26 protein-coding genes are annotated in these 22386 nt (G+C 49.1%); 21 read left to right on the top strand and 5 right to left on the bottom strand.

The annotated features are described in order from the left end of the window. Positions 1 to 6: 6 nt before the first annotated feature. The 4 genes from thrC (at position 7) to ilvE (ending at position 4088) form a co-directional block, all read left to right on the top strand. Entirely contained in the window at positions 7 to 1098 is a 1092-nt protein-coding gene (gene thrC, locus NYE37_RS09595) for a threonine synthase (RefSeq protein WP_037993994.1), read from the top strand. Next, complete coding sequence (gene thrB, locus NYE37_RS09590; RefSeq protein ID WP_037993992.1) at positions 1079 to 2008, top strand: homoserine kinase; 930 nt, start codon at positions 1079 to 1081, stop codon at positions 2006 to 2008. Before thrC ends, thrB begins: the two co-directional genes overlap by 20 nt. A 20-nt stretch (positions 2009 to 2028) precedes the next feature. Then, positions 2029 to 2922, top strand: a complete 894-nt coding sequence (gene pheA, locus NYE37_RS09585; protein WP_121874010.1) for a prephenate dehydratase — start codon at positions 2029 to 2031, stop codon at positions 2920 to 2922. Positions 2923 to 3176: 254 nt separating this feature from the next. Beyond that, the gene (ilvE, locus tag NYE37_RS09580) at positions 3177 to 4088 is read left to right on the top strand and encodes a branched-chain-amino-acid transaminase (RefSeq protein ID WP_255347156.1); all 912 of its coding nucleotides are present in this window, start codon (positions 3177 to 3179) and stop codon (positions 4086 to 4088) included. A 66-nt stretch (positions 4089 to 4154) separates the two neighbouring features. Here the strand turns inward: ilvE and NYE37_RS09575 are convergent, their stop codons facing one another. Genes NYE37_RS09575 through NYE37_RS09565 form a run of 3 tightly spaced genes read right to left on the bottom strand, consistent with a single transcriptional unit; the run spans position 4155 to position 6863 of the window. Beyond that, entirely contained in the window at positions 4155 to 5138 is a 984-nt protein-coding gene (locus NYE37_RS09575) for an ABC transporter permease (protein WP_037993988.1), read from the bottom strand. Next, positions 5135 to 6064, bottom strand: a complete 930-nt coding sequence (locus tag NYE37_RS09570) for an ABC transporter ATP-binding protein (RefSeq protein WP_037993986.1) — start codon at positions 6062 to 6064, stop codon at positions 5135 to 5137. Before NYE37_RS09570 ends, NYE37_RS09575 begins: the two co-directional genes overlap by 4 nt. Beyond that, positions 6042 to 6863 (bottom strand): GDSL-type esterase/lipase family protein, encoded by an 822-nt coding sequence (locus NYE37_RS09565; protein WP_049719910.1) that lies wholly within the window; start codon positions 6861 to 6863, stop codon positions 6042 to 6044. Before NYE37_RS09565 ends, NYE37_RS09570 begins: the two co-directional genes overlap by 23 nt. Before the next feature lie 125 nt (positions 6864 to 6988). Between NYE37_RS09565 and NYE37_RS09560 the strand changes: the two genes are divergently transcribed. The 13 genes from NYE37_RS09560 to yajC all read left to right on the top strand — a co-directional run bounded on the left by NYE37_RS09560 (position 6989) and on the right by yajC (position 16734). After that, positions 6989 to 7633, top strand: a complete 645-nt coding sequence (locus NYE37_RS09560; protein ID WP_049719911.1) for a LysM peptidoglycan-binding domain-containing protein — start codon at positions 6989 to 6991, stop codon at positions 7631 to 7633. A gap of 116 nt (positions 7634 to 7749) precedes the next feature. Next, complete coding sequence (locus NYE37_RS09555; protein WP_037993980.1) at positions 7750 to 8598, top strand: phosphotransferase; 849 nt, start codon at positions 7750 to 7752, stop codon at positions 8596 to 8598. A 71-nt stretch (positions 8599 to 8669) separates the two neighbouring features. After that, entirely contained in the window at positions 8670 to 9521 is an 852-nt protein-coding gene (locus tag NYE37_RS09550) for a nitrilase-related carbon-nitrogen hydrolase (RefSeq protein ID WP_037993979.1), read from the top strand. A 2-nt stretch (positions 9522 to 9523) separates the two neighbouring features. Next, on the top strand, positions 9524 to 10375 hold the full coding sequence (locus tag NYE37_RS09545) for an NAD+ synthase (protein ID WP_231564571.1): 852 nt from the start codon (positions 9524 to 9526) through the stop codon (positions 10373 to 10375). A 22-nt stretch (positions 10376 to 10397) separates the two neighbouring features. Further along, on the top strand, positions 10398 to 11156 hold the full coding sequence (locus tag NYE37_RS09540; protein WP_037993976.1) for a YebC/PmpR family DNA-binding transcriptional regulator: 759 nt from the start codon (positions 10398 to 10400) through the stop codon (positions 11154 to 11156). A gap of 261 nt (positions 11157 to 11417) precedes the next feature. Beyond that, positions 11418 to 11591, top strand: a complete 174-nt coding sequence (locus NYE37_RS09535) for a hypothetical protein (protein ID WP_156097712.1) — start codon at positions 11418 to 11420, stop codon at positions 11589 to 11591. A 147-nt stretch (positions 11592 to 11738) separates the two neighbouring features. Continuing rightward, on the top strand, positions 11739 to 12248 hold the full coding sequence (gene ruvC / locus NYE37_RS09530; RefSeq protein WP_037993975.1) for a crossover junction endodeoxyribonuclease RuvC: 510 nt from the start codon (positions 11739 to 11741) through the stop codon (positions 12246 to 12248). Then, positions 12245 to 12847 (top strand): Holliday junction branch migration protein RuvA, encoded by a 603-nt coding sequence (gene ruvA / locus NYE37_RS09525; protein WP_037993974.1) that lies wholly within the window; start codon positions 12245 to 12247, stop codon positions 12845 to 12847. Before ruvC ends, ruvA begins: the two co-directional genes overlap by 4 nt. Positions 12848 to 12858: 11 nt before the next feature. Then, a complete protein-coding gene (gene ruvB / locus NYE37_RS09520; protein ID WP_037993972.1) occupies positions 12859 to 13857 on the top strand; it encodes a Holliday junction branch migration DNA helicase RuvB in 999 nt (332 codons plus the stop codon). After that, the gene (locus NYE37_RS09515; RefSeq protein ID WP_037993971.1) at positions 13854 to 14072 is read left to right on the top strand and encodes a DUF2905 domain-containing protein; all 219 of its coding nucleotides are present in this window, start codon (positions 13854 to 13856) and stop codon (positions 14070 to 14072) included. The genes ruvB and NYE37_RS09515 overlap by 4 nt, the downstream gene beginning before the upstream one ends. Positions 14073 to 14123: 51 nt before the next feature. Next, positions 14124 to 15158: a tRNA preQ1(34) S-adenosylmethionine ribosyltransferase-isomerase QueA gene (queA, locus tag NYE37_RS09510; protein WP_037993969.1), complete on the top strand. Its 1035-nt coding sequence runs from the start codon at positions 14124 to 14126 to the stop codon at positions 15156 to 15158. Between the two features lie 104 nt (positions 15159 to 15262). After that, entirely contained in the window at positions 15263 to 16399 is a 1137-nt protein-coding gene (tgt, locus tag NYE37_RS09505) for a tRNA guanosine(34) transglycosylase Tgt (RefSeq protein ID WP_340711947.1), read from the top strand. A 14-nt stretch (positions 16400 to 16413) separates the two neighbouring features. After that, a complete protein-coding gene (gene yajC / locus NYE37_RS09500) occupies positions 16414 to 16734 on the top strand; it encodes a preprotein translocase subunit YajC (RefSeq protein ID WP_037993966.1) in 321 nt (106 codons plus the stop codon). Between the two features lie 54 nt (positions 16735 to 16788). On the opposite strand, the gene NYE37_RS09495 is transcribed toward yajC, so the two are convergent. Continuing rightward, on the bottom strand, positions 16789 to 17184 hold the full coding sequence (locus NYE37_RS09495; protein WP_340711946.1) for a TIGR04086 family membrane protein: 396 nt from the start codon (positions 17182 to 17184) through the stop codon (positions 16789 to 16791). 168 nt (positions 17185 to 17352) lie between these two features. Here NYE37_RS09495 and NYE37_RS09490 point away from each other — a divergent pair, with 168 nt between their 5' ends. Then, on the top strand, positions 17353 to 17964 hold the full coding sequence (locus tag NYE37_RS09490; RefSeq protein ID WP_084712885.1) for a DUF421 domain-containing protein: 612 nt from the start codon (positions 17353 to 17355) through the stop codon (positions 17962 to 17964). A gap of 5 nt (positions 17965 to 17969) precedes the next feature. Here the strand turns inward: NYE37_RS09490 and spoVB are convergent, their stop codons facing one another. Beyond that, positions 17970 to 19538, bottom strand: a complete 1569-nt coding sequence (spoVB, locus tag NYE37_RS09485) for a stage V sporulation protein B (protein ID WP_232356921.1) — start codon at positions 19536 to 19538, stop codon at positions 17970 to 17972. A gap of 187 nt (positions 19539 to 19725) precedes the next feature. Here spoVB and NYE37_RS09480 point away from each other — a divergent pair, with 187 nt between their 5' ends. The 3 genes from NYE37_RS09480 to secF all read left to right on the top strand — a co-directional run bounded on the left by NYE37_RS09480 (position 19726) and on the right by secF (position 22278). Then, positions 19726 to 20040: a post-transcriptional regulator gene (locus tag NYE37_RS09480; protein WP_231564570.1), complete on the top strand. Its 315-nt coding sequence runs from the start codon at positions 19726 to 19728 to the stop codon at positions 20038 to 20040. A gap of 107 nt (positions 20041 to 20147) precedes the next feature. Then, entirely contained in the window at positions 20148 to 21377 is a 1230-nt protein-coding gene (secD, locus tag NYE37_RS09475; protein ID WP_309485127.1) for a protein translocase subunit SecD, read from the top strand. Further along, the gene (gene secF, locus NYE37_RS09470; RefSeq protein ID WP_340711943.1) at positions 21358 to 22278 is read left to right on the top strand and encodes a protein translocase subunit SecF; all 921 of its coding nucleotides are present in this window, start codon (positions 21358 to 21360) and stop codon (positions 22276 to 22278) included. Before secD ends, secF begins: the two co-directional genes overlap by 20 nt. Positions 22279 to 22386: the final 108 nt, after the last annotated feature.

Here is a 22386-nt window from a genome sequence, read left to right as displayed (position 1 = left end):
GCAAAGATGAGAACAGGAATTTTGGAAAAGTACAGAGAGGATCTGCCGATCAACCCGGAGACGCCAAAGTTGACTTTGTACGAAGGAGAGACCCCGCTTTATTATGCTGAAACATTATCCAAGGAATGGGGAGTCCGGTTGTATTTGAAATTTGAAGGCGCAAACCCGACCGGTTCCTTCAAAGACCGTGGCATGGTTTTGGCCATTGCCAAAGCAAAAGAAGAGGGAAGCAGGGCTGTGATTTGTGCATCGACGGGAAACACGGCCGCATCGGCAGCAGCCTATGCCGCCAAAATGGGCATTCAATGTTTTGTAGTGGTGCCGGACGGGCATGTGGCCATGGGCAAGCTATCGCAGGCGGTCATGTACGGGGCCACGGTTTTGTCCGTGAAAGGAAATTTTGACCAAGCGCTGAAAGTGGTGCGTGACATCACGGAAACCCACCCCGTCACCTTGGTTAATTCGGTCAATCCGTACCGGATCGAAGGACAAAAAACCGCGGCATTTGAAATTGCGGAACAGTTGGGGAAAGCCCCGGATGTGTTGGCGATTCCGGTCGGAAATGCCGGCAATATCACGGCGTATTGGAAAGGATTCAAAGAGTATCACCAAAAAGGAATCATCCAAAACCTCCCGCAAATGTGGGGATTTGAAGCAGAAGGGGCAGCCGCCATTGTCCGAGGGGAACCGGTTGCCGAGCCGGAAACGGTGGCGACCGCAATCCGGATCGGAAATCCGGCCAGCTGGAAACAGGCGGTTCAAGCTGCGGATGAATCCAAAGGGTTGATTTCGGCCGTTACAGACCGTGAAATGTTGTTTGCCTATCAAGAGATCGCCAAAAAAGAAGGAGTGTTTTGTGAACCGGCATCTGCCGCTTCCGTGGCCGGCGTGATGAAAATGCTCCGTTCGGGAAAAGGGAAACAAAAAACAGTGGTGTGCGTGTTGACGGGAAACGGCCTCAAGGATCCGCACACCGCCTTGGACACGGTTCAAGTAAAGCCGCGAGTCATCGCTTGTGAAAAGGAAGCGATTTTGGATTGTCTGTTTGAAAAAAACAAAAATCAGGGAGTTTTCCGTCATGAGTTTCTCTCCGTTTAGGGTGAAAGTTCCGGGCAGCTCGGCCAATCTGGGTCCGGGATTTGATTCGATCGGGATGGCTCTGAATTGTTATCTGACGCTTTATTTTGAACCGTCACCCTGTTGGGAGATCACAGTCGGGGGAAAGCATGCCGGTCAAGTTTCCCGGGATGAGGATAACCTGATTGTCCGTGTCATCCGGGATGTCTCCCGGGAACAGGGCGTCTTTCTTCCGACTTTTAAGTTGCATATTGAAAATGACATTCCGGTGGCCAGAGGTTTGGGAAGCAGTGCAGCGGCGATTGTGGCCGGCCTCATGGCGGCCGATCATCTGCTAGGCATGAACTGGAGCCGCAAAGAATTGTTGAGAAGGGCCACGCTGTTGGAAGGGCATCCGGATAATGTCGGGGCTTCCCTTTTCGGAGGGGTGGTGATTGCCTCCTGGGATGGCCGGCGGGTGGAGGCGGTGGCATGCGAACCACCGGATATGCCCGTGATGACGATCATTCCGGAACAATCCCTGTTGACCCAAACGGCCCGCCGGGCGCTGCCGGATCAATATCCCCGGGATGATGCGGTGTTGGCAAGCAGCCGGGCCAATTTGCTGGTGGCGGCTCTGTTTTTGAAGCAGTGGGACTTGCTGAAAACGGCCATGCAGGATGCTTTTCATCAGCCCTACCGTGAAACGTTGATTCCCGGTTTGAAAGAAAGTTTAGACCAAGCAACTTCCCACGGTGCTTATGGGATTGCTTTAAGCGGGGCGGGACCGACCATGGTGGCTTTCGTGAATGACTGGATGGAGCTGGAACGGTTTTTCCGCCGGTTGTTTTATGATCTGAATGTGCCAGTCCGGATGGAAAAGATGTTTCCGGCTGGTCAAGGGGCGGCAGTGGAGTTGACAGCCAAAGAAAAACATAGTAAATTCATTTGAAAAATATAAGGAGTTTGTGCATGGATAAACGTGTTGCCTATCTTGGACCTGTCGGAACGTTTAGTTATATGGCTGCAAAAGCTTTGTTCGCGCATGAAAAAGACATTCAATTCATGCCTTATGCTTCGATTCCCGATTGCCTGAAGGCCGCTCAAGAAAAAGAAGCCCGGTGGGCTGTCGTTCCGATTGAAAATACCATTGAAGGATCGGTGAATTCCACACTGGATTGGCTGATTCACCATGTGGATCTGCCGGTTTGCGCTGAATTGGTTTATCCGATCACCCAGTGTATCATGGGGCATCCGTCTGTCATCAACCGGGATCCGCATGAGATCAAGCGCATCTATTCCCATCCGCAGGGAATCGCCCAATGCGAGTTGACCCTCAGAAAACGGTATCCTTGTGCCGGGTACAAGATGATGGAAAGCACGGCGCAAGCGGCGGAAATGGTTGCGGGGCATCCCGGGGAACCGTGGCTTGCCGTCGGTCCGGAAGCTGCCGCCCGAGAGTACGGGTTGCAAATCATACAGGAACATGCAGAAGATCATCCGAACAATTTTACCCGCTTTTTTGTTGTCAGCCGTGAAGAATCCTCTTCGTTCCCGGATTCCGACACCCGCAAAACCAGCTTGCAGGTCATCTTGCCTTCCGACTATCCGGGGGCGCTGTATCAAGTGTTGGCGGCTTTTTCCTGGCGCAAAGTGAATTTGACGCATATTGAGTCCAGGCCGACCAAAACGGGGCTGGGAAATTACTTCTTCTGGATCGATGCCGAGTTGCCGGTTGAACATGTCTTGATGCAGGGAGCCATCAAAGAGATTGAAGCGTTGGGATGCCAGGTTCGTGTTCTGGGGTCGTTCCCTTGTTTTTTCAAGGGAGTCGGAAAAACATTAGCGATCCACAAGAGAAGTTGAGAAATTGTTTGACATCTGTAAACCGGCAAGGTATAATGATTAAAAATTTATCGATAATGAATTTTCAGTTTAATCAGAAGGGTGCCTAGGGTTCCGTTCTTCGGTTGAAGAAGTCTGGACCGAGCGGCACCAACACCAACCGGTGTACACCGTGGGGATAAAAGCCTCCAGCGGCAGGTTCTGATTCTCAAGGATTGGAATTTGCCTCTGAGGGGCTTTTTATCATAACATCCATTCCATAAGGAGTGTTTATTTTGACGGGGACTGAACGATGGATTTTCATGAATGGGGAATACAAACGAAAAGAAGAAGCATTCATTTCCGTTTTTGATCACGGTTTTTTGTATGGTGATGGTGTTTTTGAGGGGATCCGCGCTTATGACGGAAAAGTTTTTAAGTTGAAAGAACATATTGACCGTTTATATGATTCAGCCAAATCCATTTTGTTGACGATTCCATATTCGAAGGAAGAAATGAGCCGCTTGGTTTGTGACACCGTGCGCCGGAACCAGCTCCGGGATGCTTATATCCGTTTGGTGGTGTCACGGGGAGTGGGGGATTTGGGGCTGGATCCGAATAAATGCTCCCAATCGAGCGTCATCATTATCGCCGATCAGGTCCGGTTATTTCCCAATGAATATTATGAACAGGGAATTTCCATCATCACTGTTCCCACGAGGCGAAACATTCCCGATGCCCTGGATCCCAAGATCAAATCGCTCAATTACCTCAATAACATTCTGGTGAAAATTGAGGCCAATTTGGCCGGGGTTTCCGAAGCTTTGATGTTGAATTCTGAAGGGTATGTCGCGGAAGGATCCGGAGACAACATTTTCATCGTCAAAAACAACGTTTTATATACACCGCCCAGTTATATCGGGGCGCTTGAAGGGATCACCCGTGCCACCATTATGGATTTGGCCCGGCAAAAAGGGTATGAGGTCAAAGAACAGCCGTTTACAAGACATGATGTGTATGTGGCGGATGAAGTGTTCCTGACCGGAACGGCTGCCGAAGTCATCGGGGTTGTGGAAGTGGACGGACGAACCATTGGGGAAGGGGTTCCCGGAAAGGTGACGAAAGAACTAAAAGAAGCGTTTGCGCAATATGCCCGCCAGGAAGGGGTTCCCGTCTACGAAAACAAAAAATTCGGAGTCGTGGGATAATATCCCCTGCTCAATCAATGCCGGACATAAGCAAAGCCATGCTCTTTTGAGCATGGCTTTGCTTTTTCAAGACAAAATGTCTTTTTGCACAAAGGTGATCCATGAGATGAACAAAGCGGCCAAAGCCCAGATGCTTAAAATGAACAGGGAAAAGGGGAAACTCATGTCTTCCATCATCATCGGTTTTCCGGCCAAATAATCCGTCAGGCTTAAATGCGTGAATGCGAAGTATTTGAGGATATTCCACGACGGAGCCATTTGCATCAGCAGGTTGCCGGAGATGATGCCGGCCAACAAAATGCCGATGCCGGCCGCTGTACTTCTTACCAAAACGGAGACCATAAAAGATAGGGTGCCAACCACGATGCTGGAAAACCAAACGAGCCCGAAAGCCATAAAAATGTATTTCCATTGCGGAATGAGACGGACATGTTCGGTCAGCAGCTGATCCCCCTGGATTTGAAAACCGGTTAAAACCGGCAGGGACCATCCCCGGTAGCCAAAGGCGATGCCGGAGATGACGTATCCGATGACCGCCGTCAGCAATAACAAAAGCGAAATCCCTAGTAACAGAGCAATATATTTGCTGAGTAAAATTTTCCACCGCGGAACCGGCCGGGTTAAAAGCAGTTTGATGGTTCCCCGCACATATTCCCCGGAAACGATGTCAGAAGCCAATACGACCACCAATAACGGCAGGAACAGGGAAGAGGACTGTTCGATGAATTTTCTGAGGAATGTGGGGGCACCCGGAGCTGCCGGATTGATGTTGTGTTCCAAATAATATTGTTGCTGTTCAATATTGATTTTGGCCCATGTTTTCCACTCTTCCGGAATTCTGCTGGATGCCAGGCGGTTTTGCTGATCCACGATTTGTTGTTGTAATAACAAGCGCCAGTCGTCGGTTCCCGATTGTTTGATCTGTTCCGCTGTATTTCGGTATTGCGCGTAAGTGAAAAGAGGGATTAAAATAAGCAAAATCAGCAAAATCACCAAAATCCGTTTGTTTTTTATCATTTTCACGACTTCATTGTAAATCAAACGGTTCAAGAGGCATCCCCCTTTGTCAGGTTCATGTAAAGATCCTCCAATGTTTGTTTTCGGGGCGTGATTTCCCACACTTGAATCTGGTGGTTTAATAAATATTGGTTGGTTTCGCTGATTTTCCCGGCAGGCATTTCCACCGACAAACGGGGACCGGGTTTTTTCTCGATGTTTGTAACATAGGGAAGTTGTTTCAAACAATGCATCCCTAGGTCACAAGGGGTCACTTTCCACTCCACCCGTTCAAGGTCGCCGGCGGGGGGATGGACCGGACCGGTGTAAATGAATTGTCCGTTTTGGATAATGGCCACCCGGTCACAGAGGGCTTGGATTTCATGCAAAATGTGGCTGGAAAGAAATACGCCGATTCCTTCTTCATGGGCGAGCCGCCGGATGAAAGACCGCAAGTCGTGAATGCCGGACGGGTCGAGCCCGTTGGTCGGCTCATCCAGAATTAACAGCTTTGGCCGGTTTAACAAAGCCTGGGCAATCCCCAGCCGTTGTTTCATTCCCAGCGAGTAGGTTTTGACCGGATCGTGAATCCGTCCGGAAAGCCGCACTTGTTCGATCACTTCATCAATCCGTTTTTTTGGAAGGCCGGCCATGCGCGCGAAAAATTCCAGATTCTCATACCCGGTTAAAGATGGGTACAATTCGGGATTTTCCACGATACACCCGACATGGGAAATGGCTTTGGTAAACGATTTTTTCAGGTCGTGGCCGGCAATGTGGATGCTTCCTTCACTCGGGCGGACGAGTCCGACCAGCATACGGATGGTTGTGGTTTTTCCGGCGCCGTTCGGGCCTAAAAAACCGAATATTTCTCCCGCACGGACTTCAAAGGAAAGATTTTGGACAATGTGCCGGCCGCGGATGATTTTGCCCAATCCTTGGACCGACAGCACCGTCTCATGAGTCAGCTTGTTCTGCATGGGATTTTCCCACCTCCGGGGATTCAAGGGTCATCACTTGCCACAACCGATCGGCAATTTGTCTGTATCCTTGTTGGTTTGGATGGAAATGATCGCTGTAAAGATACGTTTCAGGATGTTTCCAGAACAAATCATACACCGGAATGACAGTGACTTGCGGAAAAGATTGGGCGGTGGCCGTCAGGGTATCATTCCAATCTGCCACGATTTTGGATGTCAGTTCATTCCCTTTTAAATCGGCAAACGGATTGTAGAGGCTGAGAAGATAAACGGAACCGTCCGGATTCAACTGCTGAATGTCTGACAAGATGGACACGAGATTTTTCCGGAAACGGTTTTCCCTTTCCGAAATGGCTTGGGGGTCGGTTTTTTCCAAGTCTTCGCTTCCGTGGAACAAATCATTGCCGCCGATGGTGATCACCAGCGCATCCGCTTCTTTGACAAATTCCCGGATGTGTGCTCTTTTTAATTGATCCCGCAAATGTTGGGAAGTTTGTCCCCGGACGCTTAAATTGATGGATTGGGAACGGGGAAAATGGTGTTGCCACTTTTTTTGGATGATCCCGAAGTAACCTTGTCCGCTGTGGTCGCCGACTCCGCGGGTCAAGGAATCGCCGAGGCCTAGCAAAAGCTTTTTGCCCGGTTCCAGAGAAAGGGAGGCCGTTTCCGGCAGGGGTTGTTTTTTTTCAGGCGGTTTTACCATCTCGCGGATGGCCCATCCAAAACCGGCCAGCATGAGACACAGGGACCCCCAGGTGAGGATATAGATGGACTTCAACCAAATGGACATGGATTTCATTCCGGGCTCCTCCTTATTGGTGATTGCAAAAGACTTTTTATGAAACGCCTTATTTCTTTAAGCAAGAAAGTGTTTGTTCATGCATAGGATGATATTGATTCAGCCTTTATGAAGGGGGTTGTCCAATGAAAATCCATATTGCCCGTGAAGGGGAGACATTGTGGGATATTGCTCAAAAGTATAATATACCGCTGGAACGGTTACAAGAATGGAATTCGGATTTGGCGGATACGGAGAAATTGCAAAGAGGTGAGAAAATTCGGATTCCCACCGGCAAGATTCCCCTGGCCGTTTCCAGACAGGACACCCGGGAAACCGCCGGACCGTCGGAAGTGAAGGAATTACCCAAGGGGGAGCAGAAAGAACCGCATATCCAAGAGGAAGAAGATCCGCCTTTCCAAAAGGAGTCCGCCGAAAGTAGCGGTGTTGTGACAGAAGAATTACCCAAGCCGCCGTCTGTCGGTGAATTTTCGGAGTGGTCGCCGACGGTGTTGGACGATTCTTCCTCGTTTGTGACGGATTCGTCGTATTATGATGCTGAACCGAATCTTTCCTATTTGGATGCGCCGGCCCCTTATCCTGCTTATTGGCAAGGTTTTGCCCCGATGCTCCCGGTTCCGGTGTTTCAAGATCCCTTTATGATAAGCAGCGCATGGCCTTTGCAACCTTTTTATCCGCCGCCTGTCCCGATGAACCATCCCGATGCCTATGGCAACCATATCGCCATGGAATACCGGGAATGGAAAGAAAGTTCTTCAAGTGTTGGATAAAGAATGAGGGAGAGCCGATGATTCAACCCCATCCACTTCATATACAAAAGTTATTACATACACCAGTGCGGCGCATCAGTCCTTATCGTAATAATTGGTGTATTGAGACCGATTTTATGTGGTGGATTGCAAAGCCTTTTGACGGCTTGAAAGCCAGTTGGCTGATACAAGTGGATCGTGAACTGAGAGAGCGCGGCTTTCAGTCGATGCTTCCGATGATAACCGATGGTGAAAGTTGGATTCTTACCCCGTTTATTCAGGGAAAAACATGCAATTATAACAATGTCAGTGAAGTCATCCGGATGATTCATACTTTGGCGTTTTTCCATCAGGCGGGCCGATATCTGAAAACGCCGCCGCCGTCAGGGGCGGCGTTTCTTTTCACTCACCGGTTGCAAAGGCGGTTGCAAAAATTTTATCAAATCCTCACACGAATGGATCAAATCGAAGACAAACGGTTGCGGGATCTTTTAACCGAAGCCGGAACGGATTTTTATTTGGACGGCATCAAAGCTTGGGAGCGGCTGGAGCAAATCCCCTTTCAGGAATGGGTGGAACATGAGCGGATGCAACACATGCTGGCCCACCGCGATTTGGCCAGCCATAATTGGATGATGGACCAAGCGGGAAGATTGTGGTTGATCGACTTTGAAACGGCGGATTATGATGCGCAAGTGGGGGATCTCTGGCAAATGACGATGCGAATCCTGGCTGCAAACCAATTTCCGGATCAAGGATTGGCGACGGTTCTTCAGGCTTACCAGTCTGTTCGCCCTTTAAAGGCCATGGAAAAAGAGATTCTGGCCTGTTTATTTTTGTTTCCAAATGAATTTTTTCGGGAAATGATCGGGTTGGTGGAAAGAAAAAGAGGATATGAAATCAAGGCTTCTTATCCATACCTCAAACAAATCGCAGTCAATAGAAAGAAATGGAAAAAACAAATTGCCGAATTCTTGTATTGGTAGTCCGATCGCGCTTATGTTATGATGTAGAGTGATTTTATCGAAGCCTTGTTCTTGCTTGAGGAGGCAAAAGAATGAGAGTAGGACTTGCACAAATCAGACCACGCTTGGGGCGAGTGGATTTAAATCTGGAATTGCATGAGGAAATGATCCATCGGGCCCGGGAGGAACAGGTGGATCTTCTTATTTTTCCGGAACTCAGTCTGACAGGATACCAGTTGTTGGATCTGACATACGAAATGGCCAGAGATCCTTTTAGTCCTGAAATACAAGGGCTGATCCAATCCGCCGGTGATATGGATCTGGTGTTTGGTTTCGTGGAGCACAGCCCTGAACATATTTTGTATAACTCTGCAATTTATGCGACGGCCGGAAATTTGCATTATTTGTATCGAAAAGTGTATTTGCCTACATACGGAATGTTTGATGAAGCTCGTTATTTTGGAAAAGGCGAATGGATTCGCAGCTTCCCGACCCGGTTTGGACAATTCGGCTTGTTGATTTGTGAAGATGTTTGGCACAGCTCTGCCCCTTATCTGCTGGCTCAGGACGGGGCGCAGGTAATGATTGTGTTGTCCAATGCTCCGGTGCGGGATGTCAGCAGCCCGGTACCGGGTTCCCAAAAATCATGGGATTTGATGCTGAGAAACAACGCTGTTTGCCACGGAAGTTACATGATTTATTGCAATCGCGTGGGAACCGAGGACGGAGTCACTTTCTTCGGCGGTTCTCAAGTGGTGGATCCGTTTGGGGAAGTGGAAGCGCAAGCGGAACTGTTTACAGAGGATCTCATGATTGTTGACTTGGATCTGGACAAGATCCGGAAAGCCCGTTTTCAACTTCCCGTGTTGCGGGATGAAAATTTGGACTTGACCATTCGTGAATTAAATCGCATCAGGCAAAAGCGGACTGGAGGGGGAAGCTGATCATGCAAATGATTGATGAGATGTTGGAAAAAGCGCCTTTTTTGCGCTTGGATGAAGAAGTGGCGACCCGTCTCTTGACAACCGCTTTGCGTGAAGAAGTGAACAAGGCTGGATTCGATAAAGTCATTGTCGGCTTGTCGGGGGGAATCGACTCTGCTTTGTCCTTGTATTTGTGTGTCAAAGCTTTCGGAGCGGAAAACGTGATCGCCGTGCGGATGCCGTATAAGACAAGCAGTCCGGCGAGTTTGGAAGATGCGCAACTGGCTATTGACGATACCGGTGTGGAAAGCTTGACCATTGATATCACCCCGCAGATTGATGCGTATTTTGAACGCGTTCCGGATGCGACGCCTTTGCGGCGCGGCAATAAGATGGCCCGGGAACGCATGTCCATTTTATATGACTTATCCGCTCAATACGAAGCACTGGTGATCGGCACAAGCAACCGGACGGAATTGTTGTTGGGTTACGGCACCCAATACGGAGATTCGGCCTCGGCCGTCAACCCGCTCGGGGACTTGTACAAAACCCAAGTCCGCCAGCTGGCGGCTTACCTGGGCGTGCCGGAGCCGATCATCGTCAAGCCGCCGAGTGCTGATTTATGGGAAGACCAAACCGACGAAGACGAACTCGGGTTTAACTATTTGGACGTTGACCGGCTCTTGTATTACATGATTGACCGGCAATATACCCTGGAGCAATTGCAAGCCCTCCAGTTTGATGATGCATTTATTCGTCAGGTGAGTAAACGGATCATCCGCAATCAGTATAAACGGACGATGCCGGTGATTATCAAATTGAGCGAACGGACGGTCGGCATCGATTTCCGTTATTTACGGGATTGGGGATCGTAATTTGCAAGGGGAGTGATGGAGGATGGCAGGGCATTCCAAATGGAAAAATATTCAACATCGCAAAGGGCGTCAAGATGCGCTGAAAGGGAAAATTTTTGCCAAACTGGCACGTGAGATTTATGTGGCGGCCCGAAGCGGGGATAAAGATCCCGAGAACAATCACCAATTGCGGATTGCAATCGCCAAAGCCAAAGCCAAAAACATGCCCAATGAAAACATCGAACGTGCGATTAAAAAAGCCGCAGGCGGCGGAACAGGCAAAAATTATGAAGCGATTACTTATGAAGGTTACGGTCCGGGCGGAACGGCCATCATGGTGGAAGCTTTGACGGACAACCGGAACCGGACCGCTGCCGATTTACGCCACATCTTTTCCAAAAACGGCGGAAACCTGGGTGAGTCCGGGTGTGTTTCGTGGATGTTTGAACGGAAAGGATTGCTGGTGATTGACCGGGATCAAACCGATCTGGATGAAGAAGAACTGATGCTGACCGTTTTGGAATGCGGTGCCGAGGATATCGAATCCACCGGGAAAAGCTATGAGGTGACCACTGCACCGGAAGAGTTTGAAACGGTCAAAGAAGCGTTGGAGAAAGAAGGGTTTTCTTTTTCCACGGCGGAAGTCACCTTTGTCCCGTCCAACAAAACAGAAATCCACGGAGACATCATCAAAAACGTGATTTCGCTCATTGATGCGTTGGAAGATCATGATGATGTGCAAAATGTTTATGCCAATTTTGAAGTGGACGATGAGGAATTGGCTGAATACATCCAGGATTGAAGCCGTGTATATGCACACGGCCGTTTAGGAGGAGACCATCTGCCAATCGATGGTCTCTTTTTTGTGCGGGAGGGCGGCCGCGCACGTTTTTGCCGGAGGCTAGGAAGTAGACGGTTTCCCGCCTGTGGAGGTGTGAGGCCGTTGGTTTGGGGGCTGATAAAACGTTGGTCGTTGGAGAAAATAAAAAGAAACAAAGTTCATGTCTTGTCATCTGTTCCATAAAATATACTGTAAGCCAATTTTGGAACAGGGGTTTTCTGGATGGGAAGGATCTATTGGAACTTTGTGCTAGACAAGGCGATTCAAGAAGCTTTGGAGATACAAAGCGGTCAAGGAACCTGGGAAGAGTGGGAAAGCAGATGGCCGAAAGAGGTGAGAGAACAGGCCAAAAGGGAATTAAAAATTTTTGACATGTTGGGATGGAAGAAACGCTGACCGCTTCGGGAAGCGTTTTTTTATTGGGCTTTTTGCCGGAGGGAATCGGCGGTGGAAATCCTTGGCCAATTTGTACGGAGACTTGTGATATAATTAGTCATGGTTTAAGAATAAATGTTCGCTTTGTTCTGGGGAGGAACCACTGAGATGCGTATTATGGGCATAGATCCGGGGATCGCCATCGTGGGATACGGCATCCTTGACAAGCAGGGGAGCACCCGGCTGGTGGATGTCGATTACGGCAGTATCCAAACGCCGGCCGGGATGCCGGTTCCCGCGCGTTTGAAGGAAATTTATGATGCTTGTACATTGCTTTTTTCCAAATACCGGCCCGACGTCGTGGCCATTGAAAAATTGTATTTCAACCGGAATGTGACGACGGCATTTACCGTCGGACAAGCAAGGGGCGTGATGATGCTGGCTGCGGAAGAGGCCGGGATCCCGATCACGGAGTATACCCCTTTGCAAGTGAAAATGGCTGTGGTGGGTTACGGAAAAGCAGACAAGAAGCAAGTGCAGGAAATGGTGAAATTGTTGCTTCATTTGCCGTCCGTGCCAAAACCGGACGATGTGGCGGATGCGCTAGCGATTGCCATTTGTGAAGCGCATTCTTCCGGAACGGTGCAAAAATACAAAAAGTGGGGATTGAAGCGATGATCGATTTTGTGAAAGGGATAGTTCATTATCTGGAAGAGGATTATTTGGCGGTGGAAACAGGCGGAATCGGTTACCAGGTTTATGTGACGAAACCGTATGCCTATGAGCAGGAGGCGGAAGTGTTTTTGTACACCCATTTTGTGGTGCGGGAAGATGCCCAACTGTTATACGGATTTGACACCAAACAAGAACGGGATTTGTTCCGCCTGCTGTTGGAAGTCTCCGGCATCGGCCCGAAAGCGGCGATGGGCATGCTTTCCGGAATGAAGCCGGATCAGTTGGTGCGGGCGATCCAAATGGAGGATGTCAAACAATTGACCCGGTTGCCGGGAGTGGGGAAAAAAACGGCTCAACGCCTGGTGTTGGATTTAAAAGACAAGTTGAAAAAGATTCATCTTCCGGATCTTGCGGTTGCATCCCCGATGCCCCGGTCCGTGCCGGCTGCAAAAGAAAGGGATGTGATTGAAGCATTAAAGGTCCTTGGCTATAATGAAGAAGAAGCAAAATGGGCTGTACAGGAAGTGTTGAAAGGATCGGAAGAAGAGTTGGACACCGAAACATGGATTAAACAGGCATTGAAGATCATGATGAACAGGTAGGAGGGTCGGACATGGAAGAGAGGATCATCTCTGCCAAGGCGAACCATGACGATGAGATGGTCGAATACAGTCTGCGCCCTCGGTATTTTCACGAATATATAGGGCAAAAGCAGGTAAAAGAGAATCTGAAAGTATACATAGAAGCGGCCAAGATGCGCGGCGAGTCATTGGATCATGTGCTGCTGTACGGTCCGCCGGGACTCGGGAAAACCACGCTTTCCCAAATCATTGCCAATGAAATGGGCGTAAACATCCGGGTCACCTCCGGCCCGGCCATTGAACGTCCGGGGGACTTGGCGGCGATTTTAACCAATCTGGAACCCAATGACTTGTTGTTTATCGATGAGATTCATCGTCTGAATCGCTCGGTGGAAGAAGTTTTATATCCGGCGATGGAGGATTTTGCTTTGGACATTATGATCGGAAAAGGCCCCAGCGCCCGTTCGGTAAGGCTGGATCTTCCCCCGTTCACCTTGGTCGGGGCCACCACCCGGGCCGGTTCCCTGTCTTCGCCGTTGCGGGACCGGTTTGGGGTGATGAGCCGTCTGGAATTTTATTCGGTGGAAGAGTTGGCCTTAATTGTGGAGCGGGCGGCCGATTTGTTAAATGTCCGGGTGGTTGGAAACGGAGCCAGAGAGATTGCTTCCCGGGCGCGGGGAACGCCGCGGATAGCCAACCGGCTGTTAAAAAGGGTCCGGGATTTTGTCCAGGTTGAAGGTGACGGATTGATTACGGAAGAAGCCGCCCGGGATGCATTGGATCGCATTCAAGTGGACAAAATGGGGTTAGACCATGTGGACCACCGGCTCTTAATGACCATCATCGAAAAGTTCCGGGGCGGTCCCGTCGGCTTGGACACGCTGGCGGCCACGATCGGGGAAGAAGCGCACACGATTGAAGACGTATATGAACCGTATTTGATGCAAATCGGTTATTTGGAGCGCACCCCGAGGGGCCGGATGGTTACCAAACGATGTTACGAGCATTTTAACATGGAGTGGCCGAAATGAATCCTTTTGCAAAGACGTTGATTGTCATGGGCTTGGTTCTTGTGGTGATCGGGCTTCTCTGGCAAGTGGGAGGGAAGTATTTGCAGTTGGGCAAACTTCCCGGTGACATTGTGATCGAAAAAGGAAATACGCGGTTTTATTTCCCGATTGTCACTTGCATTGTAATCAGCATTGTCTTATCGTTATTAAGCTATTTGTTTCGCCTGTTTCGATAGGAACGGGCTTTTTTCTTTGAGCTTGGATGGAAGAAGGAAGGGAACGACGAAATGGATGTATCCTTGTACGATTATCATTTGCCGAAAGAATTGATCGCACAAACTCCGGCCGAAAGGAGGGATGCCTCCCGGCTAATGGTGGTGGACCGGAAAACATCACAAATCCGCCACGCGAAGTTTACAAATATCCTCGATTATCTCAATCCCGGGGATGTGCTTGTCTTAAATGACAGCCGTGTCCGCCCGGCCCGGTTAATCGGTGTGAAAGAAGAAACCGGTGCGAAGATTGAGCTGCTCTTGTTAAATCCGCTCGGAAATGACCGGTGGGAAGCATTGGTCCGCCCGGCAAAAAGGGTCAAACAGGGAACCGTGATACAATTCGGGGAAGGCCGGTTGAAAGCTGTCGCCCAAGAGCAGACGGAAGTGGCGGGCGGAAGGGTGTTTGCGTTGCAGTACGAAGAGGAGGATCTCGAAAAGTTGTTTGAACAACTGGGGCAAATGCCTCTTCCCCCGTATATCCATGAACAGCTGGACGACCCGGAACGGTACCAGACCGTTTTTTCCAGAGTGGTCGGATCGGCAGCGGCCCCGACGGCAGGACTCCATTTCACGGAGGAGTTATTGGCCCAAATCCGTGAAAAAGGAGTCAAAGTGGTTTTCATCACGTTGCATGTGGGGCTTGGAACTTTTCGTCCTGTGACGTCCAAGCGGATTGAGGACCATCAGATGCATGCGGAATACTATGAGATAAGCGGGGAGACCGCAAGAGAAATCAATGCCGCCAAACAGAGGGGAAATAAAGTGGTTGCTGTGGGAACCACCTGTGTGCGCACTTTGGAGACCGTGTACCGGAAATTAAACGGGGAAATCAAAAAAGATCAGGGCTGGACGGATATCTTCATTTATCCCGGGTTTCAGTTCGGTGTGGTGGACGGTCTTTTGACGAATTTCCATCTACCGCAGTCCACCTTGCTGATGCTGGTGAGCGCTTTTGCCTCCCGTGAATTGATTTTGTCGGCTTATGAAGAAGCAGTGAACCAACGATACCGGTTTTTCAGTTTCGGGGACGCGATGCTGATTCTTTAAAAAGAGTTTACGAAAAGCTTGTTCTTGTTCATGGTGTTCTCTATAATGTTTAGAAGGAGTATGACATTTTTGTCAGAATGGTTAGTTCAATAGGAGGAAACACCTTGGCTGTAAAATATGAACTCATTAAAACGTGCAAACAGTCCGGCGCCCGGTTGGGTCGCTTACATACACCACACGGAACCATCGATACTCCTATTTTTATGCCGGTGGGAACGCAAGCAACCGTGAAGACAATGAGCCCGGAAGAACTCAAAGAAATGAATGCGCAAATTATTTTAAGCAATACCTACCATCTGTTTTTGCGTCCGGGACATGATATTGTCCGGGAAGCAGGGGGATTGCACGCATTCATGAACTGGGATCGTCCGATATTGACGGACAGTGGCGGGTTTCAGGTGTTCAGTCTGAGCAAGTTGCGCGACATCACGGAAGAAGGAGTGACGTTCCGTTCCCATATCAGCGGGGAAAAGCTGTTTATCGGTCCGGAGAAGGCAATGGAGATCCAAAACGCATTGGGAGCAGACATTATCATGGCGTTTGACGAATGTCCGCCATACCCCGCTGACCGTGAGTATGTCAAAGCTTCAACCGAACGTACATACCGGTGGTTGAAACGATGTATGAAAGCGCATCAGCGTCCGGCCGAGCAAGCCCTGTTTGGCATCGTCCAAGGCGGGATGTATCAGAATTTGCGGGAGGAAAGTGCCCGTCAGCTCGTTGATTTGGACTTGCCCGGTTATGCCGTGGGCGGGCTCAGTGTGGGTGAATCCAAGGAGCTGATGTATGAAGTGCTTGACTATACCACTCCTTTGTTGCCCGGGCACAAACCGCGCTATCTGATGGGGGTCGGATCACCCGATGCGCTCATTGAAGGATCCATCCGGGGGATCGACATGTTTGACTGTGTATTGCCGACAAGAATTGCCCGCAACGGGACGGCAATGACCAGCCAAGGGCGTGTTGTGGTGCGCAATGCCAAATATGCTCGAGACTTCACCGCACTGGATCCGGAATGTGATTGCTATACTTGCCGAAACTATACCAAAGCATATCTGCGGCATTTGATCAAAGCGGATGAAACCTTCGGCTTGCGTCTGATCACATACCACAATCTTTATTTTCTGCTTGAATTGATGAAACACGTTCGCCAAGCGATCCTGGAAGACCGGCTGCTTGATTTCCGTGATGCATTTATGATGAAGTATTACGGAAGTTTGCATCCGGAAAAACCTTTTTGAAGGAGGACCAATTTATGGGACAATGGGGTACGTTGATACCGCTTATTCTGATGTTTGTCGTGTTTTATTTTCTGTTGATCCGCCCACAGCAAAAACGGCAAAAAGAACGGATGACTATGTTGAATGCTTTGAAAAAAGGTGACAAAGTGATCACCATCGGCGGGATTCACGGAACGATTGTGGATTTGACGGAAGACCGGGTGACGTTAAAAGTCAGTGACAATACCCGTTTGGTTTTTGAACGCTCTTCGGTGAATTCGGTGGTAACCGATGAGGATACAACCTCAGAGAAAGAAGAGAAGAAAAAAGAAGAAGCCAAAGAGGAATCCAAATAAGGCCAAAAAGCTTCTGATCTTGTGATCAGAAGCTTTTTTGGTTTTACCGGGCATTTAATCTTTTTTGGTTTGTACCCCCATAACTCCTCCCAGTGCGCCTCCACCGAAGGAAAACAAGGAAAGCCAAATCGGATGAATGGACGTCAGGCTGTCAAAAGCCAAAAAGGCGATGAGCAAGATGATCAGGGCATAGATGATTCCTTGAATCCCGCCGGCCATCCAACCGCGATGCTCCGATTTGCGGGCGGTGACAAAGCCTCCGCTTAACAAGGCGGCGAAATTCAACACATAGGCAATCATCGGGAGGCGGTGGGAGGACAAGGTGGAGTATTGCAAAAACAAGGTTACCATCAGCGAGCCCAAAAGGACAATTCCCCAGATGACGCATTGCCCGATGAGCCAGGGAGACCGGACGCCTTTTTTGGCGGAGTCGAAAAAAGCTTCTTTCATTGCTTTTCCTCTCCTTTCTTTATTAATACATCCTTATGCCTGGTATTTTTTGAGCATTCATAAAGAGGGGGCATTTGGTCAAACTATGTTTTGAAAAGGAGGTGACCAAGGTTGATATGGACCATCATTTTACGCACGGTATTTATCTATTTTTTCCTGCTTGTGATTATGAGATTGATGGGAAAAAGGGAGATCGGCAAACTGTCGGTGTTTGATCTGATTGTTTCGTTCATGATTGCCGATCTTTCCGCAATGGCGATCGATTCGGAAAAGCCCCTGTATATCGGCATTATCTCCATATTGACCTTGGCGATCTTTCAAGTGTTCATTTCCTATCTTTCTTTAAAAAGCAAAAAAATCAGAGAATGGGCGGACGGAAAGCCGGTGGTCATTGTGGAAAAGGGAAAAATCCTGGATGATCAGATGGCCAAAGCCCGCTACAACATGGATGATCTGATGGTTCAACTGAGAGAGAAAAACATTGCCGATATTTCCGATGTGGAATTTGCGATCTTGGAAACCACCGGGAAGTTAAGTGTTTTTCCAAAAGAAAAAAAGACTTCCGAAGAAAGCGTACATAAGTCCTTGCGTCCGTTTCAAATGCCGGTTCCACTCATTATTGACGGGAAGGTCCAGGATGACGGGTTGAGACAAATCGGAAAAACCCGTTTCTGGCTGAAAAATGAGATTCAAAAACAAGGGTACCGGGATTTCAAAGAAATCTTTTATGCTTCTATAAACAACAATGGAAAACTGTTCATCGACCGGAAAGATTCTTAAACTCCTTACTTAGGCAGGATCCGGGCAACCCACTTTCCGATCAAAGGAATACGCAAGACATCGTTTTTTTGGATGAGTGAAAAAAGAATCAAGCAGATTCCATAGGACAACAGGGTGACTCCGGCTTGGATGACGGTTTGGATCAGCATCGAATCCGAACCGCTGAAATTGCTGAAACGAAAAACCACAGCGGCGATGAAAATGGTTAAGGCCAGCTTTCCCCATTCCTTTATTTTCAGGTGAAATGGAACCAGCTTGACGATATCGATGAAATGCAACGTCGTAACGATCAAAATGCCGCAGTTGATGGCAAGCGCCACTCCGTCGATGCCAAGTTCCGGCCGGGATGCGAGCATGAGAATGAGAATGGTTTTGAAAACGGCCCCGATGATGGAGTTGCGCATGGGTGCTTGTGCTTTGTCCAATCCCTGCAAGACCGAAGCGAACGGACCTTGCAAAGCATGAATCATGGTGAAAGGGGCCATGATCCGGATCAAGCGGGCGACATCCGGCTGGCGATACAACAGAATGGAAAGCGGTTCAGCCAAGAGATACAAAATCAGGGCACAAGGCGCGGTGACAATAAAAGATAACCGGATCGCTTGTTGCAAACGGTGCTCGATCAGCCGGTCATTCTTTTTTGCGGCCGCTTCACTGACAGCCGGAACCAATGACACGGACAAGGCGTAAGTGATGAACGCGGGAAAGAAGGTCAACGGGACGGCCATTCCTTCCAGTTGCCCGTATAAAGCGGTCGCTGTTGTTGTGGCAAATCCGGCCATGGCCAAACTTTGCGCTACGACGATCGGTTCGATGGCGTAAGAGAAAGAACCGATCATGCGGCTGGCTGTCACCGGAGCAGCTAAACGAAAAAGATCGCGGAAAGTTTGCCGGAAAGGTTTCCAACCCGGTTTCAAAAAGGTTTTGTCCAACTTTGGGCGGGTCGGATCTTTTTTGAAGGAACGGATCAAAAACATCATGCCGGCGAATTCACCGACCACCATTCCGAGCATGGCTCCGGCCGCGGCATATTCCACGCCGAATTTCAATAAATAACCGGCGATGAGAAGGACGGTGAAGATGCGGACGAATTGTTCGACAATGGTTGAAATGGCATAAGGGCTCATATTTTGCCGCCCTTGAAAATAACCGCGGAATATGGATGAAATGGCAATGATCGGAATAATCGGGGCGATTCCGAGCAAGGTGTAAATGGCCCGTTCATCCGTGAGGAGCATCCGTGCAATCCATGGGGCTGCTATGAGAACGCCTCCGGTGACGATGGTGCTGGTTATGATGACGATAAATATCGAAATAATGAGAATGGAACGAATCCTTCCTTCTTGCTGTTTTGCTTCCGCTTCGGAGACGAGTTTGGAGATGGCCACCGGCAGTCCGGCGGTGGTGATCACGATGGTGAAGGACAAGATCGGAAACGCCATTTGAAACAGGCCCATTCCCTCATCGCCGATGATTCTGGACAGGGCAATCCGATAGATAAAACCGAGAATTTTGGTGATAAACCCGGCGCTGACCAAAACAAAAGTGCCGTATAAAAATCCTTTGCGCACCATCACGCCCCTCCTTCGCTGATTCCTATTTAAACGTATGAGTTGCTGGGACAACTCATGACAAAAATGTTTAACAGCAAAATTTTTCAACAGGGCTTGCATGAATGCCCACAGAGTTGTTAACTAAAATAAGTAGGATTTTTGGGAAACCTTTCAGAATAATACCTTTAAAACGGGATGTGAATGAGAAGTGAGAAAGAAACAAGGTCCTTTGAAACCGGTGGGAAGTTATCAGAAGGATTCTGTCGAACTGATGCCTGAGCATGAGCTGATGCAATGCATTGAAGAGTTGTGCAACAGCAAAGCCAGGGAATTTCGGATGTATGGTTATGAAAATGTGACGGGTGAGCAGGTTTGGGCTTGTGTCTCTGAAAATTACCGCAGGGGATGGCCCCGGCTGAACCGGCTGGTGAATGACATCATTTCTTTGAAAGCAAACCGCTTTATGAACTGGTTGATGTTATCGGTATACAAGGATGATGATGACAAGAATGAAAAGAAATAAACGACAGCCGCGATCCCGCTGTCGTCTTTTTTTGCAAAATTGACATGGCTTTTGGATGCAGGGATAATTAAAATTACGGTGTTTTATACATAAAAGGAGGACAAGGAATGAGGGTGCGAAAAGTCAATATCGTCGTATTTATCCTCCTGGTGGTTGCAATTTTCGGCTTGGCGGCCACAACTACCGGTTATATATGGAAACATGTCACATTGGGCTTGGATTTGCAAGGCGGATTTGAAGTGTTATATGAGGCGGAGCCCGGACAAAAAGTGAATACGGAGATTTTGAAAGACACCGCCGCGGCCTTAAACAGCCGGATCAATGTCCTGGGCGTGTCGGAACCGGATATCACCATTGAACCGCCCAATCGCATCCGGGTGCAACTGGCCGGAGTCAAAGACCAAAACAAAGCACGGGAATTGCTGGGGAAACAGGCGAAGCTCACCTTCCGCGATGCTTCGGGGAAAGTGTTGCTGGAGGGAAGCGATTTGAAGGAAAAAGGGGCAAAAGTCGATTATGACCAGATGGGACAGCCGGTTGTCACGTTGCAACTGAAAAATGCGGATAAATTCGCCAAGATCACCCGTGAACATCTGGGACAACCGATTGCCATTTATTTGGACGAGCAGCAGCTCAGCGCACCGGTGGTTCAGCAAGTGATCACCGGGGGAACGGCACAAATCACCGGCCAAAAGGATACGGAGGAAGCACAACAACTGGCCGATCTGTTGAATGCCGGTGCCATTCCGTTGAAAATGAAGGAAATTCAAAGCCATTCCGTGGATGCCAGCCTTGGGGAAGACTCCTTGAGGGACAGTCTCATCGCCGGGGCTTATGCCGTGGTTGCGATCTTTATTTTCATGATCGGTTTTTACCGGTTGCCGGGATTTGTGGCGGTTACGACCCTGGTGGCTTATTCGTATTTGCTGCTGTTGACTTTCATGGTGATGGGCGTGACCTTAACCCTGCCGGGGATTGCCGCGTTTATTCTGGGGATCGGAATGGCGGTGGATGCCAATATCATTATGAATGAGCGGATTCGTGAGGAAATGCGTGTCGGCAAAAGCATGAAAGCATCCGTCCGTGCCGGTTCCAAACGTTCTTTCTTGACCATTTTCGATGCGAACATTACCACCATCATTGCCGGAGCGGTGTTGTTTATCTTCGGAAGTGCCGGTGTCAAAGGGTTCTCGGTGACACTGATTGCCGGTATTCTCGTCAGCTTTGTGACGGCGGTGGCGCTTTCCCGGATCATGATGAATTTGCTGGTCCGGTCCAACTTGCTGAAAAGCCCGGTTTGGTTCAGGGTGAGAGAGGATGAGATCAGTGATCTATAAGTTTGATATTGTGAAGCATCGAAAAAAGATTTTTATCCTGACGCTGTTGATCGTGGCGGTTTCCATCATTTCGCTGTTCGTTCGGGGGCTCAACCTGGGAGTCGATTTTGTCAGCGGAACCCGGCTGGACATTCATGTGAAGCCAAATGTGGATCTGGAAAAAGCACGGACCGTTTTGACCGGACTCGGGTATCACGATCCGGATGTCCGCACGGGTGGATCGGAAAATGAGTTTGTTTTTTTCCGGGTCAGCCATAGCATGGAGCGAAACCAGATCAATCAGATTGAAGCGGCTTTTGAAAAGGCCTTTCAAACCGACGTGAATATTCAGGCCCAGACCGTGAGCCCGGTGGTCGGGCGGGAAACGGCCATGAACGCCATCAAAGCGGTTCTCATCGCCTCCATTTTCATCATGATTTATGTGGCGATTCGCTTTGAATTCCGGTTTGCTGTTTCCGCCGTGTTGGCATTGCTGTATGATGTCATGTTTGTGGTCGGAACCTTTTCCCTCTTTCAGATCGAGGTGGATTTGGTTTTCATCGCCGCGGTGCTGACCATTGTGGGATATTCGATCAACGATACGATTGTGATATTTGACCGGATCCGCGAAAACATGAAACAGGAAAATCCCGCCAAATGGGATGACTTGGCGGCGATTGTGAATAACAGCATCATGCAAACGCTGGTCCGTTCCATCAACACCGTGTTAACGGTGGTGTTTGCCGCTCTTCTTTTGTGGTTGTTGGGCGGAGAAAGCATCCGGAATTTCTCGCTGGCCCTTCTCTTGGGATTGATTTCGGGTGCCTATTCTTCCATCTTTGTGGCCAGCCCGCTCTGGGTCACTTGGAAATGGAAATCGATGCAAAAAAAGCATCCTTCCAAAAAAGCCGTGACGGAATAAAAATGCACCGGAGAAGCCATGTCCTTTCCATGGCTTCTTTTTTGGGGCTTTTTTTCTGTCTTCTGACCGTTTTTCTTTGTGCTATAATGGTTAGCGCGAAGAGAGAGG

This window comes from Thermoactinomyces sp. FSL K6-2592, assembly GCF_038006465.1.
In the GTDB taxonomy this organism is placed as follows: Bacteria; Bacillota; Bacilli; order Thermoactinomycetales; family Thermoactinomycetaceae; genus Thermoactinomyces; species Thermoactinomyces vulgaris.
Note: the sequence above shows the minus strand (reverse complement) of the source record. Positions and strands in the feature narration are given on the sequence as shown.

Coding starts and splice junctions, on each gene's coding strand:
- NYE37_RS09560 (WP_049719911.1), top strand. CDS start 6,989: ATGAAAATCCATATTGCCCGTGAAGGGGAGACATTGTGGGATATTGCT.
- NYE37_RS09535 (WP_156097712.1), top strand. CDS start 11,418: ATGGGAAGGATCTATTGGAACTTTGTGCTAGACAAGGCGATTCAAGAA.
- thrB (WP_037993992.1), top strand. CDS start 1,079: ATGAGTTTCTCTCCGTTTAGGGTGAAAGTTCCGGGCAGCTCGGCCAAT.
- NYE37_RS09555 (WP_037993980.1), top strand. CDS start 7,750: ATGTGGTGGATTGCAAAGCCTTTTGACGGCTTGAAAGCCAGTTGGCTG.
- ruvB (WP_037993972.1), top strand. CDS start 12,859: ATGGAAGAGAGGATCATCTCTGCCAAGGCGAACCATGACGATGAGATG.
- NYE37_RS09515 (WP_037993971.1), top strand. CDS start 13,854: ATGAATCCTTTTGCAAAGACGTTGATTGTCATGGGCTTGGTTCTTGTG.
- ruvA (WP_037993974.1), top strand. CDS start 12,245: ATGATCGATTTTGTGAAAGGGATAGTTCATTATCTGGAAGAGGATTAT.
- NYE37_RS09550 (WP_037993979.1), top strand. CDS start 8,670: ATGAGAGTAGGACTTGCACAAATCAGACCACGCTTGGGGCGAGTGGAT.
- NYE37_RS09540 (WP_037993976.1), top strand. CDS start 10,398: ATGGCAGGGCATTCCAAATGGAAAAATATTCAACATCGCAAAGGGCGT.
- NYE37_RS09565 (WP_049719910.1), bottom strand. CDS start 6,863: ATGAAATCCATGTCCATTTGGTTGAAGTCCATCTATATCCTCACCTGG.
- pheA (WP_121874010.1), top strand. CDS start 2,029: ATGGATAAACGTGTTGCCTATCTTGGACCTGTCGGAACGTTTAGTTAT.
- NYE37_RS09545 (WP_231564571.1), top strand. CDS start 9,524: ATGCAAATGATTGATGAGATGTTGGAAAAAGCGCCTTTTTTGCGCTTG.
- NYE37_RS09490 (WP_084712885.1), top strand. CDS start 17,353: ATGAGATTGATGGGAAAAAGGGAGATCGGCAAACTGTCGGTGTTTGAT.
- NYE37_RS09495 (WP_340711946.1), bottom strand. CDS start 17,184: ATGAAAGAAGCTTTTTTCGACTCCGCCAAAAAAGGCGTCCGGTCTCCC.
- ruvC (WP_037993975.1), top strand. CDS start 11,739: ATGCGTATTATGGGCATAGATCCGGGGATCGCCATCGTGGGATACGGC.
- secD (WP_309485127.1), top strand. CDS start 20,148: ATGAGGGTGCGAAAAGTCAATATCGTCGTATTTATCCTCCTGGTGGTT.
- queA (WP_037993969.1), top strand. CDS start 14,124: ATGGATGTATCCTTGTACGATTATCATTTGCCGAAAGAATTGATCGCA.
- secF (WP_340711943.1), top strand. CDS start 21,358: ATGAGATCAGTGATCTATAAGTTTGATATTGTGAAGCATCGAAAAAAG.
- spoVB (WP_232356921.1), bottom strand. CDS start 19,538: ATGGTGCGCAAAGGATTTTTATACGGCACTTTTGTTTTGGTCAGCGCC.
- NYE37_RS09570 (WP_037993986.1), bottom strand. CDS start 6,064: ATGCAGAACAAGCTGACTCATGAGACGGTGCTGTCGGTCCAAGGATTG.
- thrC (WP_037993994.1), top strand. CDS start 7: ATGAGAACAGGAATTTTGGAAAAGTACAGAGAGGATCTGCCGATCAAC.
- yajC (WP_037993966.1), top strand. CDS start 16,414: ATGGGACAATGGGGTACGTTGATACCGCTTATTCTGATGTTTGTCGTG.